The following is a 13,440-nucleotide window of genomic DNA, read 5'->3' as shown; positions in this document are numbered from 1 at the left end:
CGTGTGCCGCAGCACACGCCGCGCTCTGGCGCGGGGTCACCTCTACAGGAGCAAGGGCTCTCTCCGATCGAACGGGAACATCGACGTCGAACACGTTATGGGCGGTTCAACGCTCGCGCAACCCATTTATTCCGCTCGCGGGGAGCGGAAGGGTTCCGCAGACCGGTGACCACGACGATCATGGAACTCGTGTGCGGGTACTCGACCCATGCGACCCCCAGGAACCCGGGAGACATCGATGACGGTCACCGACGAATACCTCGAGAACAACAAGCGCTACGCCGAGACCTTTTCCGGCCCGCTGCCGCTGCCGCCGAGCAGGCACGTCGCGGTGGTCGCCTGCATGGACGCGCGACTGGACGTATACCGGATCCTCGGGCTCGGTGACGGCGAGGCGCACGTGATCCGCAATGCGGGCGGCGTCGTCACCGACGACGCGTTCAAGCGCGCCATTCAGGACGAGACCGGCATCAAGCCGAACTGGTCCGCCGAGGCGTTCCCGGACGTGGAGGAAGACGTCCGGCAGTCGTTGCGCCGCGTCGCGAGCAGCCCGTTCGTCACGCTCACCGAGTCGTTGCGCGGCTTCGTGTTCGACGTCGCCACCGGGCGGCTCACCGAGGTCGGGGACTGGCGCTAGCGGGAGCCGACCCGGAACAAACCAGAGGTCCGCCCCGGCCAGGGAGATCGGGAGTTCGTATGCGTGCATACTCCTTCCATGACAGTCGATTTCGACCTTTCCTGGTCGCAGTTCCTCTGGATGGAATTCATCTTCGTGGGTGTGCCCACCATCTTCGGTGCGGGCATCATCCGGTCCGCTTGGCGGTCGGAGCGGGCCGGCCTGGCGTACTCCTCGGGCAGAGGGGATCTGGTCGGAATGCAGACCGGCGGTGGCAGGTTGGGGCTATGGGCGACCGGCCTGATGGCGTTTGTGCTGGGGTTCCTGTCGTGTGCGGGCTGGTTGACTTGGTCCGCCGACTACCGAGGAGAGTTCCGTGGCCCCGGACTGCCCGCACCGAACCAGTTCCCCACCTGGCAAGTGGTTGCCTGCGGAGTGACTGTGGTGCTGTTGTGTCTGGCCTCGGCTCAGCTCTCCCGCTGGGCGGTGGCCGGCGGGCTGGCCGCCGCGGCGGGCACGGCGGCCGGGTTCACGACCGCGTTCAGTGCGGTCGCCAGTACTGATGTCACCGGCCAGTCAGGAGTTGGCGTCGTGCTCTCGGAACTCGGATGGGGCATCGCTCTGGGCGTGCTGATGCTCGTCCGGGGAGCCTGGCTGACCGGCCGGCACAGCAGGCAGGCCGGTAGCCCCCAGCCCTAGCGGCTGCCCGGGCTCGACGAGACGTCACGAGCCCCACCCCGATCGCCTCGCCATACCCGTTCGATCCGGAGTCGATCCCGGCGACCGTGGTTCAACGATCGTCATACAGGGCACCATTCGGGCCTGCGATCGGTGGCGGTTGAAGCACATACGATCCACGGAATCCGGTCTGAGCACACCGAAGGTAGGTGCGCGATACCCTGCGTGGGTGGCCGACAACGCTAGCCTTCGCATCATGCGCCTGCGAGCTCTGATCGAGCACCCACGCACTGGAGACAGTGAACGGGCAGCAGCAGAACGAATGCTCGAGCAGTTCTGAACAAGTCACGCACCCAGTGCGGCTACGGTGACCGTACATACGGTGCGCGCCACGATCGGGTGGGTCGGCATGCCAGTCTGTCGCGAATCGCAGACATGATCCGCGAAGACATTGCGCTTGCGCGAGTGACGTTCCCGGCGGCGGCTGCACCAGAACAGGTCGCTGTCAATGATCCAATCGGCGATGCCCCTCGGGGGATCAGCTTCACTGTGGAGACGCCGCATGATGCAATATCGACATCACGATTCGTGGCGTCCCCAGGGATTGGGGATGGGACGGCGAAGGTGGTGTCGAGACCGTCAGCGCTGCGCTACGAGCCCTCGCCGGCGAGCTTGCGGAAATCATGAACGGCTACAACCGCAACGGGTCAGACATAGAGAAGCGGTTCTTCGGCCGTGTTCGAGTGGACGGTCAGACGCTGGAGTGGTGACCACGTGTCTGATCGGTTGGCGCGCAACTGCGCCCGCGCGTTGCCGACCCGTCCGCGGTGATCACTTCCGCCGGCCGGCCAGGTGCGTTCGGGTCCTCGGGGAAGTCGGACGAGCAGGATTCCGGTGAGTCAGTCGATCGGCTGTCAGTTTCAGAAGTGGACTGCGCTGTCACCTGGCGTTTTACCGTCGTGTGCTGTCGGCTTCTGACATTTGCGTGCCGGAAGTGTCGTGCACTGTTCGGCGATGGTCCGGCATGTGGGTGTTGATGTAGCCGTAGAGGGTGGCGCGGCTGAAGCCGAGGGCTTTGGCGATGTGACCCGAGTCGAGCGGCTGACCTGTTGGGGTGTTGCCGATGCCGATGCCGATGTGGGCCGGGCGCAGGCTTTTTCTGGACGGATGTCCGTTATGTTCTTTACCAGGTGGCTGTCGGACGGTGGCTGCCGCGTGCCCGGCACGGGGTGCGGACCACTCTGGAAGGGAACATCCTCTTATGGCCATCGTTGATCGGCTACGCCCACGTGGGCGACTGTCTCGTAGCGCGGCGGCACTTGCCGTCGGCGGGTTCGCTGTTGCCGCCGTCCTGACCACCGCGGTTGCCGGCCCGGCCGGCGCGGACACCGTCACCGACTCCATCGAGGTCGGCGCGAATCCGGTCGGGGTGGCGATCAGCGGCACCCGCGCCTACGTCACCAACCAGAGCGACGGCACGGTGTCGGTGATCGACACCGCCGCGACCCCGCCCGCGGTCATCGACATCATCGAGGTCGGCGCGAATCCGGTCGGGGTGGCGATCAGCGGCACCCGCGCCTACATCACCAACCAGAGCGACGGCACGGTGTCGGTGATCGACACCGCCGCGACCCCGCCCGCGGTCATCGACATCATCGAGGTCGGCGCGTCGCCGTCCGGGGTCGCGATCAGCGGCACCCGCGCCTACGTCACCAACTGGGGTCCCGGCACCGTGTCGGTGATCGACACCGCCGCGACCCCGCCCGCGGTCGCCGACATCATCGAGGTCGGCGCGTCGCCGTCCGGGGTCGCGGTCAACGGCACCCGCGCCTACGTCACCAACTGGGGCGACGGCACCGTGTCGGTGATCGACACCGCCGCGATCCCGCCCGCCGTCATCGGCGCACCCATCAGGGTCGGCGCCAATCCGTACGGAGTGGCGGTCAACGGCAACCGCGCCTACGTCGCCAACCAGGGCAGTGGCACGGTGTCGGTGATCGACACCGTGGCGAGCCGGCCCGCCGTCATCGGCGCACCCATCAGGGTCGGCGCCAATCCGTACGGGGTGGCGGTCAACGGCAACCGCGCCTACGTCACCGACCGCACCAGTGGGACGGTGTCGGTGATCGACACCGCCGCGACCCCGCCCGCGGTCATCGACACCATCGATGTCCGCACGAATCCGTCCGGGGTGGCGGTCGGCGGCAACCGCGTCTACGTCACCAACCAGGGCAGTGGCACGGTGTCCGTCATCGCGATCGACGAGTCCCCCACCCTCGCCGGAACCCCGGCCACGGGAATCATCGGCCAGCCCTACAGCCACACCTTCACCGTCACCGGGCAGCCCGCCCCCACCGTGAGCGTCCTCGCCGGCACTCTGCCCGACGGACTGACACTGTCGCAGGACGGGGTGCTCTCCGGAACCCCCACCACCAGTGGACGATTCGAATTGACTCTCACCGCCACCAACGGCATCGGCGATGCTGCCGTGTTGCCGATCGTTCTCGACATCACCGACACCACCCCGCCCGCGGCCGGTTCGTTCGGTTCGTTCGGCAGTGTCGGTTCCTCGAGCTGGACATTCTGATCCGCCAGCACCATCACCGCTCACGTCCTGTGGCCGCCCACCCGACCGGGGTAGGCGGCCACAGGCCTTCACGCCGACAGCACAGTGGGACGGCCCCCTGTCGTTGGCACTGCACGGGACGGTATTCGACCGGCGTCGCGCGACCGACATCAGCGCTAGTGGGAGAACCGCTCGTAGCTTCCGTGCATCAGCGTTCGAAGATGCTGCCGCCCCGCTGATCCAGGTAGCTGGGCTCGTCGGTGTCGTCGCGGCACGACGACGGCCGTGGGGCGGCTTCGGGTCCCTGCGACCTGATCCATCTGTTCAAGCCGGCCACCTGTGGATCATCGGTGACCTCGGCGAGCGCCTGTCGCATCCGTGGTTGCAGGTCGGCGACCGCGCCCGCGAAGGTGCTGCGGATCAGCTCGGCGAGGCGATCGGCGCCGAGGTGCATCGTCTCGGGGGCGAGTTCGATTGCGGTGAGACGATTTCCGGCATCGACCTCGATGGTCACCCCGTCCCGGCCGGCCCGGCCGCGGAGCCGCTCCACCACGTCCTGTGCGCGGCGCACCTTCGCGCCGAACTCCTCGAATCCACTGTCGATCATCGCGTCACGGATTGGTGATGTCGGCGGGCATCGATCCCCCGTCGCGGGTCCCGCCGGGAAAACACGGCGACGAGGCGGCGATCGTCAGAATGCCCTGACCGTTGTCGGTGACCGTGAACCCGTAACCGTCCGGGGTCCGGGCCCGGACACGCCGTTCGGGTCCGTCGCCGGCGTTCGCGAGGGGATTCCACCCCTGCTGCTGCCACGCCGCACGGAAGACGTCCAGATAGCGTCCGGTCTCGGACTCCGGAACCCCGATCACCCAGTAGGTGACGCTGAACGTCAGATCGGCATCGGGCCCGGACGCTGCCTCGTCACACGGAACGCTGCCGCCGCCGGTGAACTTCGCGTGCGCGGCGAAGGGGTTCTGCAGCGAGAACGAGATCTGTCGGGGCAGGGCCGCGAGGGTCCCGGAAAGATGGTCCTCGATCGCAGCTCGGGCCTCGCGCTCGGTCAGTGGTGGACTCATGGTGACCCTCTCCTGGGTGGTTGGCTGCGCGACAACGGCATCCCCGGGGTCGCTGGAGCAGGCCGCGAGGGTCGTCACGACAGCTGCCGCCACGACGGCAGCGCCGATCCTGGTCCGCAGTGTCACGCGACCTCGTCTCCCTTCCCGGCGACGATCTGCCCCATCTTGCTCAACGCGGGGTTGTCGCGGTCCCCGTAGGTGCTGTGCAGGTCCAGATCGATCCCGAGCGCCCACCACGGGCCCTTCGAATCCTCGTCGGCGGTGAAGACACGAGCACCGAAATCGTTGTCGATCGGTTGCGTGAAATGCACCTGGTCGGGCGTGAACCGGATGTGATCGTGGGCATTGGTCGTCGCGAAGACGTGGTCACCGGTCGGGCTCGGATCGACGCCGGTGAGCGACAGCTCGGTCGCCTCGAAGACCCCGATCCCCGGGCTCGCGACGAGCAGGAGCTGATCGGCGTCCAGGGTGTGACCGTCGCTGGCGGCGTGCCCGATCACCGTCGTGCCGTAGCTGTGAGCGGGTGAGCTGCTCACGGAAGGCGTGCTCGGCGGCTTCGTAACCGGTCGCGTCGACGTCGGCGGCTTCGGCCATGGAGTGGATGCTCTCGCCGAGACCGTGGTAGGCATCGAGAACTGCGGCCTGGGCGTCGCGTGCGACGGCCTCGATCCGGAAGCCCGGCATCTCGGTAGTTGCGGGCACACTGATGGCGCCGATGTCGGCGGAGATGTCGCGCAGGGACTTCGCCAGTCCCCGCAGCGCATCGACGTCGACCTGTAAAGGCACGCTCATAATCCCCCCGGTTACGAATCAAGCGACACACTAACATTGACGAATCCGGCTCCGAGGGCCGCGAGAGCGCGCCTCGACTAGATCTTCGGCCCCTCCGATCTGAGGTCGTCGACCTTGCGCATCGCCTCGCGCAGCTCGGCGAGCCACTCCTCGCTGTGCTGGCCCGCGAGTTTCACGGTCCAGGCGAGCGCGTCGGAGCGGGAGCGCGCGACCCCCGCGTCGACGAGAGTGTCGAGGACCCTGCGTTCAGGCTGTCGCAGTCGTGTCATCACCGGAACGGCCAGGTGCGTGAACAGGATTCGTTGATCACCGATCGTGACACCCCACGCAACCTTTCGTCCGTAGCGGGCCTCCGCCTCGTCGGCGATCTGCATGCGTTCGGGTCGGGTGGATTCGCGGAACCGGGCGACCCGGCCCTCCGCCGTGGCCGCCGGATTCTCCGCACCCTCGGTTTCCTCGGGTGGTGGCAGTTCGCCGGTCACGACGATCTCCTCCCGGTCCACCTCGACGGTGGCGGGTCCGACGAACCAGTCGTCCGGGAGCCGTCCGGCAAACCAGTCGACGGCGTCCGAGGCGTCCGGGGCGTCGGCCTGCTGCCAGCCGCCGGGCCTTCCGAATCTGCGGCCACCGGGTCCGTATCCGCCGTGGCCGTGTGCTCTTCTCATGATCGTCCTCCTCGGGTCGATCCACTTGCTGCACTGATTACATGATTACTCCGTTCACGGCCGTGCGCCACCGTCCACGAGGTCGGTTTCTGGGGCATCATCAGGGCATGTCCGTATTGCCCTTGCGATTGCCGTTGCGCCCCCGAACGTCACTGACCGCGCTGGCGGCGGTGTCCGCCCTCGTGCTGGCGGGATGCGGTGGCGGCGATGCGCCGTCGCCGGAGCAGCAGTTCGCCGACGCGCTCGCGGGCGGCAACGTCCAGGCGGCCGCGGACCTCACGAGCGATCCCGCCGCCGCGTCCGCCGCGATCACCGCGATGTTCGACGGACTGGGCGCACAGGTGCACTCCTTCACCGTCTCGACGGGCGGGGACGCGTTCACGCTCGAGGCCGACTGGGATTTCGGTGACGGACGGGACTGGACCTACTCCACCAACGGAACGCTCGTGAATCTGGATGGGCAACAGAAACTCTCGTGGACTCCTGAGCTGCTCGTCCCGGAGTTGGGTGCCGATTCGACCGTCCGCTTCACCCCGACCACGGGCAGGCCACCGGAGGTGCGCGCCGCCGACGGCCGGCCGATCATGGCCGAGCAGATGGTCACCCTGGTGAATCTACAGCCGTCGGCGGACCCGGCAGCGGTGGCGCCGTTGCTCACCCCGATCGTGCCGACGATCACCGCGGAGTCGCTGCGCGGCGAGCTCGCGAAGGCCGACGGCAAGCCGACCACCGCGATCACGTTGCGGGAATCCGACATTGCACCCATCCGAGACCGGCTGTCCGCGATCCCGGGCGTGGACCTGGCGCAGCAGACGCGTCTGCTCACCGTCGACCGGGCGCTGGCGTCGCCGGTGTTCGGTGACCTCGCGAACGTGTGGCAGGCGGGCCAGGACGCCTCCGCCGGGTGGGCGGTCCAGATGGTCGGCCCGGACGGGACGGCGCGTCGGCTCGCGGGCCGGGACGCGGCACCGGCACCGATGATCGACACGACGCTGGACCTGCGGCTGCAGACCGCGGCCGAGGACGCGCTCGCGGGCGTGGCGCAACCGGCCGCGATCGTGGCGCTGCAGCCGTCCACCGGGGCGGTGCTCGCGGTCGCGCAGAACGCCGCGGCCGACGCGCAGGGGGCGATCGCGCTGACCGGGCTGTACCCGCCCGGGTCGACGTTCAAGACCGTGACGACGTCGGCCGCGGTGCAGGCCGGGAAGGTCACGCCCGATACCGTGCTGCCCTGTCCGGGCACCGAGAACGTCGAGGGCCGCCAGATCCCCAACGACGACAACTTCGACCTGGGGTCGGTGCCGCTGCATTCGGCGTTCGCACACTCGTGCAACACGACGATGGCGCGGTTGGCCGTCTCGCTGCCACCGGATGCGCTGCAGCAGGCCGCGCTTCAGTTCGGTCTGGGCGTGGACTACACGACACCCGGGCTCACCACCGTCACCGGAACCGTGCCGTCCGCCGACACCCCGGCCGAGCGTGTCGAGTCGGCGATCGGCCAGGGCGAGGTGACGGCGTCACCGTTCGGGATGGCGCTGGTCGCCGCGTCCATCGCCCACGGTTCCACGCCGGCGCCGATGATCATTGCCGGGCAGCCCGGCGCCGCCGACCGTACCGTGGCGCCGGTGCCGGCCACCGTCGGCGAGGACCTCCGGGCGATGATGCGCGAGACGGTCACGGACGGGACCGCGAAGGTTCTGGCCGATCTTCCGAACCTCGAGGGCAAGACGGGCACGGCAGAGTACGGTGTTGGCACAGGCTCACACGGATGGTTCGTGGGCATCGACAACGACCTGGCTTTCGCGGTTTTCGTTGCGGGAGCGGATAGTTCGGGCCCCGCGCTGGACGCTGCCGGACGTTTCCTGCGGTAGCTCCACCGGGGTCGGGTAGGTCTCGAGTCGGGCTCGCATGGTCACGGGGAGATATAGGCACTGGGCGACAGTGGCGCAATCGTGACTTCTTCGTAGGCGATCCGTGCTTGTTACGCATGTGACAAACGGGAGGATTGTGGCCATGGGTTTCCGAGCCTCGCCCCGCCTACGGCGTAGCTGTGCGATCGCCCTGCCGCTCGGCCTCGTGGCCGTCCTGGCCGTCGCGCTCGTGTCCTGTGTGGGACAGAAGTCCGACGCGAGCGCGCAGTCGGTGGTGAACGGTTTCGTACAGGCCTTGAACGATCGGGACGCCTCGGCCGCAGCGTCGTTGACGTCCTACCCGAACGCGGCCGAGGAATCCATCCAGCAGATGTTCGACGGACTCGACGCGAAGGAATCCACGTGGACCCTCGCGCAGTTCATGGAACTCAACGGCGATTCCGGATTCTTCACCGTCGACACCGCGTGGAACTTCGGCGAGGGCAAGGACTGGAGCTATTACGTCGACGGCGGCGTCCGGAAGCTCTCGGTCGGCTGGCGGGTCTCGTGGGATCCGACCCTGCTCGCGCCGGCGCTCGGACACGGGCGCACGGTCCGGTACGACCGTACCGATGCCGCGCCACCCCGCGTGCTCGACGGCGCGGGTAACCCCTTGATGGCGGAGCAGACGATCAACGCGATCACGCTCGATCCGTCCTCGATGCCAGACCCGGTCGCGACGACCGATCGGTTGGCGAAGGCGCTGGAGCCGGTCGCCCCGCTCGTGACCGCGGACCTGATGCGCAAGGATCTTGCGGAGAAGCCGGGGGAGAAGGTGGTCGCGGTGTTGTTGCGCGACCAGGACTTCCAATACCTCGAACGCGATCTCCAGGGCATCTCCGGCGTCGTCGTCGACAAGCAGCCCAAGCTCATCACCACCGACCGCCGGATCGTGACACCGCTGCTCGACCCGCTGCGGACGGTGTGGCAGGCGAACCGCGACGCCACCGCCGGTTGGGCGGTCAACGTCGTCGAGCCGGACGGGGCGATGCAGCAGCAGGTGGGCTACCAGGGCCCTCCCGGGCCGGACATCAAGGCCACCATCGACTCGCAGCTGCAGTTGGCGGCGGAGAATGCCGTCGTCAGCGTCGGGACCCCCTCCGCGATCGTCGCGATCCGGCCGTCGACCGGTGCGGTCGTCGTTGCCGCGCAGAACAATCAGGCGATCGAGCAGGGACCCATCGCGTTCTCGAGCCTCTACCCGGCGGGCAACTCGGTGGATCTGGTCCGCAAGGCCGCGGCGCTGCAGGCGGGTGTCGACCCGAAGGACGTGAGTGAGGACGACCTCGAGCGCGCCGGACGGCAGCTCGGCATCGGCCTGAACTACGAGATGTCCGGTCTCGAACCGGAGACGGCGGTGCTCACCGCGTCACAGTCGGGCGTCGACCAGGTGATGAAGTCGAAGAACGGTTCGGAGCCACAGGTGAGCCCCTTCGGTCTCGCGATGGTGGCGGCGTCCGTTGCCCGCGGCAGTGCCCCGATGCCGATGATCGTCGAGGGCCAGCAGGCCACCGCGAAGAACGTCGAGGACGCGCTTCCCGCGAACGTCAACGACCAGTTGCGGAACGCGATGCGCGACAACGTCCAGACCGGGCCGGCGTCCTTCCTCAAGCAGTACCCCGATCTGATCGGGATCGCGTCCGGCAACGACAGCGACCGGTGGTTCTTCGGTTCGCGCGGCGACCTCGCCTTCGCGGTGTTCGTCGCCGACGCCGACGGCGGCGATCGGGCACTGAAGATGACGGACCTGCTCATGAAGGAAATCGCCAAGCCCATCCAGAAGTGAGTGAAGTGAGTGAAGTGAGCCGATAGGGATGGCTGCTCTGCTCTCTATACTCGCCCCATGCCATCCACACGCCGTTCCGAGACGCCGCCGCTCGCGGACAGACTCGGATACGGGTTCGTGAAGTCGGCACTGAAGGTGCGGCAGGTCTACGGCGCGAAGCTGTCCGAGGTGGGTCTGCTTCCCAACCAGCACGCGATTCTCAGCATCCTGAACGAACTGGGCCCGTGCCACCAGAAGGAACTTGCTTCACGGGTGGTGCTCGACCCGGGAGACATCGTCGCTTACCTGGACGGGCTGCAGAAGTCACAGGACATTGTCCGGGAGCGCGATCCTGAGGATCGTCGCCGCCAGATCGTCTCCATCACCGACCAGGGGCGTGCGACATTGGTCGACGCAGACCGGGCCCTGGACGAGGTCGAGGAGGCGGTGTTCGGCGGACTGTCCCCGAGCCACCGCGCTGTTCTCGGCGAGGCCGTCGACTGGATCTCGAACCTGGAGGAGCCTTCCGGCTGCCGCGACTGAGCCGTCCCGGCTCACGGAATCGCGGCGTTCGCGTCGGCTGGCTCCGGGGCCGGCCGGACGATTCCTGGGACGCGGGAACGGCTCGACGCGGGCCGCCGGTGTCCCCAGTAACTCGGTTGGTCGTACGTGCGGGCAATCCAACTCAGGTCGTCGACGACCAGGCCCCCGTGGCCGTATTCGATCTGCAGGCCCGACGGTGAACTGATGTAGATCGACGTCATGAGGTCGTTCGTGTGCCGGCCGAGTGTCTGCATCACCTCCGTTCCCGTCTCGTCGAGCAGGTCGATCGCGGTGCCGAGATCGTCGATGTTCTCGACCTCGAGCATGAGGTGGTTGAACCCGACATACCCCGGTAGCTCCGCGAGCGCGAGCGAATGATGGCGGCCGTTGACGTGGTAGAAGCGCACCGTGTACCGATCGGTGGCGATGCGGTCCGACAGGCGGAAGCCGAGGACATCGACGTAGAACCGGTTGGCCTCGTCGAGATCCGGTACCTGGAACACGACGTGTCCGAGGCCCTGATCGCCAGTGACGAAGCCGCCGCGCATGGGGCGTCCCGGAGTGAACGACAGGGGGGTCGCGAGCTTGCCCCAGGACAGTTCGTGCCGGATCCCCCACGGATCCTCGAACCACGACAGCTCGGCGACTTGTCGCTCGGCGAGCAATGTGGCGTCACCGGTGTGCACGACGACGCCGTGTGTCTCGAGCTTCTCGACGAAGCTTTGCAGATCGGTTTCGTTCGCCATTCCCCAACCGGCGTAGAGGAATTCGTCCTGCTCTCCGGGATGGACCGCGATCCGGTAGCTGACGTCGTCCACCGCGAGCCGGACCGCGCCGTCGGGTCCGTCGTCGGTCAGCATCGCGCCGAGTTGTCGTGTGCCGTAGGCGCGCCAGTCCTCCGATCGCGGTGACGCGATTCCGATGTACGACAGTTCCTGGATCATCGGCCGATCTCCTTCGGGGACGGTGGAAGTGGATTGGTCGCCGAAGTTACACGGGTAATCCAATCATTGGCAAGCCCAATTAATATTTGGGATGTCGGCGCCGGGCGGAGTCGCACACGGCAGGGCGTCGTGAATACGGTGGGGGCATGACATCGGACGTGGCACCGGGATCGTGGCGGCTCTACGGGGACGCGGCGCTGCCCGGCCCGCTCGCAGCGGCGCTGGAACTGTTCGCCGAGCGCGGCTACGAGGGTTCGTCGATTCGGGAGATTGCCGCGCGGGCCGGGCTGTCGGTGCCGGGGCTGTACCACCACTACCCGTCGAAGCAGTCGATGCTGGTGGCGCTGACTCAGGTGATCATGACGGACCTGCTCGACCGCAGCCGGCGGGCGCTCGCCGAGGCGGGGCCGTTGCCGCGCGAGCAGTTCGACGCCGTCGTCGAATCGCTGTTGCGCTTCCACATGTTCCGGCGCGAGCAGGCGTTCGTCGCCTCCACCGAGATGCGCAGCATGGAGCCGGAAGGTCGCGCCGAGTACGTCGCGATGCGTGACGAACAGCAGCGGATGCTCGACGCCGTCATCCTGGCCGGGGTGCAGGCCGGTGACTTCGACACCCCCTACCCGGGCGACGCGAGCCGCGCCGTCGCCACGCTCTGTGTCGCGGTCGCCAGCTGGTACCGGCCCGACGGACCGCTCAGCCCCGACGAGGTGGTCGAGCGCTACAGCGCGATCGCCCGGGGCGCGGTCGGCGCCGATTGCTCGTCGGCGCCGGTCGCCGAGTAGGAGATGGTGTACGGGTCAGTCGCCGGAGCCTCTGCGCCAGTGTGAGAATCGTTCCTTGATGTCGGCCGCGACCTCGCCGACGCCGTGCCCGACGGCACCGACGGCGTCGCCGAGCCCGCTGCCGACGTCACGCAGGACGCGGATCAGCGGGTCGTCGGACTGATCGAAGTTCTGCTTGTAGGTCTTGGCGGCATTGCGGAACTCGTCGCCGATCCGGGCATCGTCGTCCGTCGATCGGTGCGGGTACTCGCCGCGCAGAACCTGCGCGTACTCGCCGTCGTCCACCCACCGCTTCAGCTCGGCCGCCCGGAGCACCGAGAACGGGTGGGACAGCAGTTCGATGTTCAGCAGCTTGAGCACCCCGTCGCGCAGGTCGCCGCTCGCGTCGTACTCGGCGGCCTGCGCGAGGAACGCGTCGGGGTCGATCTCGCTGACCCGCGAACCGCCGGCCAGCTTCATCTGGACCCGCAACGCGGTGTGCACGTCCTGACTGCACAGCAGGCCCGCCCGATCGCCCGACAGTTCCGACTTGCGCTGCCACTCCATCAGCCCCGCGATGATCGCTCGCAGGGCCCAACCGCCGACCGGGACCCAGCCGATCGTGCCGGCCAGCCGCATCAGGTGCAGCAGGATGGTGCGGTACACCGCGTGCCCGGACAGCGCGTGACCCAGCTCGTGGCCGATGACGAAGCGCTGTTCCTCGTAGTTCATGACATCGAGCAGCCCGGTGGTCACCACGATGAACGGCTTGTCCATGCCGATCGTGAACGAATTGACCGCCGGGGACTGCAGGACGAACAGCTCGGGCGTCTCCTCGGCCCCCAGTATCTCGACGCAGTCACGTAGTAGGTCGTGAAGATCCGGGAACTGCCGTTCGTCGACGCGGATCGAGGTGGCGAGGTACATCAGGCGGTGCTGCCGTTCCTGCAGCAACCCCGACAACGTGCGCACGATGGTGCCGAAACCCTTCAGGGTGCGCAGTGTGACAAGAGCTGCACGGTCCGCGGGGTGCTCCCACGCGCGCGAGCTGATGCCGGGGAACTCGATTCGCGTGCGATCCGGGCTGGTGGTCACATCGTCCTCCTCGTCGATGGTCGTCCACC

The 13,440-nt window shown here is 67.7% G+C and carries 14 protein-coding genes; 8 read left to right on the top strand and 6 right to left on the bottom strand.

Going from position 1 to position 13,440, the window contains the following annotated elements; genetic code table 11:
• Window positions 1–238: 238 nt before the first annotated feature.
• From HUN07_RS23755 to HUN07_RS23745, 3 genes are all read left to right on the top strand, one after another.
• Entirely contained in the window at window positions 239–637 is a 399-nt protein-coding gene (locus HUN07_RS23755) for a carbonic anhydrase (RefSeq protein ID WP_114724323.1), read from the top strand.
• 78 nt (window positions 638–715) lie between these two features.
• Window positions 716–1,315: a hypothetical protein gene (locus HUN07_RS23750; protein WP_114723263.1), complete on the top strand. Its 600-nt coding sequence runs from the start codon at window positions 716–718 to the stop codon at window positions 1,313–1,315.
• A 1,240-nt stretch (window positions 1,316–2,555) separates the two neighbouring features.
• Window positions 2,556–3,881, top strand: a complete 1,326-nt coding sequence (locus HUN07_RS23745; protein ID WP_174913344.1) for a YncE family protein — start codon at window positions 2,556–2,558, stop codon at window positions 3,879–3,881.
• A 187-nt stretch (window positions 3,882–4,068) separates the two neighbouring features.
• Here the strand turns inward: HUN07_RS23745 and HUN07_RS23740 are convergent, their stop codons facing one another.
• The 3 genes from HUN07_RS23740 to HUN07_RS23730 form a co-directional block, all read right to left on the bottom strand.
• Complete coding sequence (locus tag HUN07_RS23740; protein ID WP_114723266.1) at window positions 4,069–4,467, bottom strand: YbaB/EbfC family nucleoid-associated protein; 399 nt, start codon at window positions 4,465–4,467, stop codon at window positions 4,069–4,071.
• A gap of 4 nt (window positions 4,468–4,471) precedes the next feature.
• The gene (locus tag HUN07_RS23735) at window positions 4,472–4,936 is read right to left on the bottom strand and encodes a hypothetical protein (protein WP_174913342.1); all 465 of its coding nucleotides are present in this window, start codon (window positions 4,934–4,936) and stop codon (window positions 4,472–4,474) included.
• Window positions 4,937–5,058: 122 nt separating this feature from the next.
• Complete coding sequence (locus tag HUN07_RS23730) at window positions 5,059–5,472, bottom strand: alpha/beta hydrolase (RefSeq protein ID WP_174913339.1); 414 nt, start codon at window positions 5,470–5,472, stop codon at window positions 5,059–5,061.
• 7 nt (window positions 5,473–5,479) lie between these two features.
• Here HUN07_RS23730 and HUN07_RS23725 point away from each other — a divergent pair, with 7 nt between their 5' ends.
• Complete coding sequence (locus HUN07_RS23725; protein WP_174913336.1) at window positions 5,480–5,716, top strand: hypothetical protein; 237 nt, start codon at window positions 5,480–5,482, stop codon at window positions 5,714–5,716.
• 89 nt (window positions 5,717–5,805) lie between these two features.
• On the opposite strand, the gene HUN07_RS23720 is transcribed toward HUN07_RS23725, so the two are convergent.
• On the bottom strand, window positions 5,806–6,393 hold the full coding sequence (locus HUN07_RS23720; RefSeq protein ID WP_114723268.1) for a hypothetical protein: 588 nt from the start codon (window positions 6,391–6,393) through the stop codon (window positions 5,806–5,808).
• 107 nt (window positions 6,394–6,500) lie between these two features.
• On the opposite strand from HUN07_RS23720, the gene HUN07_RS23715 reads away from it, so the two are divergent.
• The 3 genes from HUN07_RS23715 (at window position 6,501) to HUN07_RS23705 (ending at window position 10,611) form a co-directional block, all read left to right on the top strand.
• Window positions 6,501–8,264 (top strand): penicillin-binding transpeptidase domain-containing protein, encoded by a 1,764-nt coding sequence (locus HUN07_RS23715; protein ID WP_174913333.1) that lies wholly within the window; start codon window positions 6,501–6,503, stop codon window positions 8,262–8,264.
• A gap of 142 nt (window positions 8,265–8,406) precedes the next feature.
• On the top strand, window positions 8,407–10,089 hold the full coding sequence (locus HUN07_RS23710) for an NTF2-like N-terminal transpeptidase domain-containing protein (RefSeq protein ID WP_174913330.1): 1,683 nt from the start codon (window positions 8,407–8,409) through the stop codon (window positions 10,087–10,089).
• Window positions 10,090–10,146: 57 nt separating this feature from the next.
• The gene (locus tag HUN07_RS23705; RefSeq protein ID WP_114723271.1) at window positions 10,147–10,611 is read left to right on the top strand and encodes a MarR family winged helix-turn-helix transcriptional regulator; all 465 of its coding nucleotides are present in this window, start codon (window positions 10,147–10,149) and stop codon (window positions 10,609–10,611) included.
• 11 nt (window positions 10,612–10,622) lie between these two features.
• Here HUN07_RS23705 and HUN07_RS23700 read toward each other — a convergent pair whose 3' ends face one another.
• Complete coding sequence (locus tag HUN07_RS23700) at window positions 10,623–11,555, bottom strand: VOC family protein (protein WP_174913327.1); 933 nt, start codon at window positions 11,553–11,555, stop codon at window positions 10,623–10,625.
• Window positions 11,556–11,701: 146 nt separating this feature from the next.
• Here HUN07_RS23700 and HUN07_RS23695 point away from each other — a divergent pair, with 146 nt between their 5' ends.
• Window positions 11,702–12,337 (top strand): TetR/AcrR family transcriptional regulator, encoded by a 636-nt coding sequence (locus HUN07_RS23695; RefSeq protein WP_174913325.1) that lies wholly within the window; start codon window positions 11,702–11,704, stop codon window positions 12,335–12,337.
• 15 nt (window positions 12,338–12,352) lie between these two features.
• On the opposite strand, the gene HUN07_RS23690 is transcribed toward HUN07_RS23695, so the two are convergent.
• Window positions 12,353–13,411, bottom strand: a complete 1,059-nt coding sequence (locus HUN07_RS23690) for a M48 family metallopeptidase (protein WP_174913322.1) — start codon at window positions 13,409–13,411, stop codon at window positions 12,353–12,355.
• Window positions 13,412–13,440 lie beyond the last annotated feature (29 nt).

The organism is Rhodococcus sp. W8901 (assembly GCF_013348805.1).
Taxonomy (GTDB): domain Bacteria; phylum Actinomycetota; class Actinomycetes; order Mycobacteriales; family Mycobacteriaceae; genus Prescottella.
Note: the sequence above shows the minus strand (reverse complement) of the source record. Positions and strands in the feature narration are given on the sequence as shown.

Excerpts from the sequence above, each read along its gene's own strand:
- HUN07_RS23755 (WP_114724323.1), top strand. The coding sequence starts at position 239 with ATGACGGTCACCGACGAATACCTCGAGAACAACAAGCGCTACGCCGAG.
- HUN07_RS23750 (WP_114723263.1), top strand. The coding sequence starts at position 716 with ATGACAGTCGATTTCGACCTTTCCTGGTCGCAGTTCCTCTGGATGGAA.
- HUN07_RS23745 (WP_174913344.1), top strand. The coding sequence starts at position 2,556 with ATGGCCATCGTTGATCGGCTACGCCCACGTGGGCGACTGTCTCGTAGC.
- HUN07_RS23740 (WP_114723266.1), bottom strand. The coding sequence starts at position 4,467 with ATGATCGACAGTGGATTCGAGGAGTTCGGCGCGAAGGTGCGCCGCGCA.
- HUN07_RS23735 (WP_174913342.1), bottom strand. The coding sequence starts at position 4,936 with ATGAGTCCACCACTGACCGAGCGCGAGGCCCGAGCTGCGATCGAGGAC.
- HUN07_RS23720 (WP_114723268.1), bottom strand. The coding sequence starts at position 6,393 with ATGAGAAGAGCACACGGCCACGGCGGATACGGACCCGGTGGCCGCAGA.
- HUN07_RS23715 (WP_174913333.1), top strand. The coding sequence starts at position 6,501 with ATGTCCGTATTGCCCTTGCGATTGCCGTTGCGCCCCCGAACGTCACTG.
- HUN07_RS23710 (WP_174913330.1), top strand. The coding sequence starts at position 8,407 with ATGGGTTTCCGAGCCTCGCCCCGCCTACGGCGTAGCTGTGCGATCGCC.
- HUN07_RS23705 (WP_114723271.1), top strand. The coding sequence starts at position 10,147 with ATGCCATCCACACGCCGTTCCGAGACGCCGCCGCTCGCGGACAGACTC.
- HUN07_RS23700 (WP_174913327.1), bottom strand. The coding sequence starts at position 11,555 with ATGATCCAGGAACTGTCGTACATCGGAATCGCGTCACCGCGATCGGAG.
- HUN07_RS23695 (WP_174913325.1), top strand. The coding sequence starts at position 11,702 with ATGACATCGGACGTGGCACCGGGATCGTGGCGGCTCTACGGGGACGCG.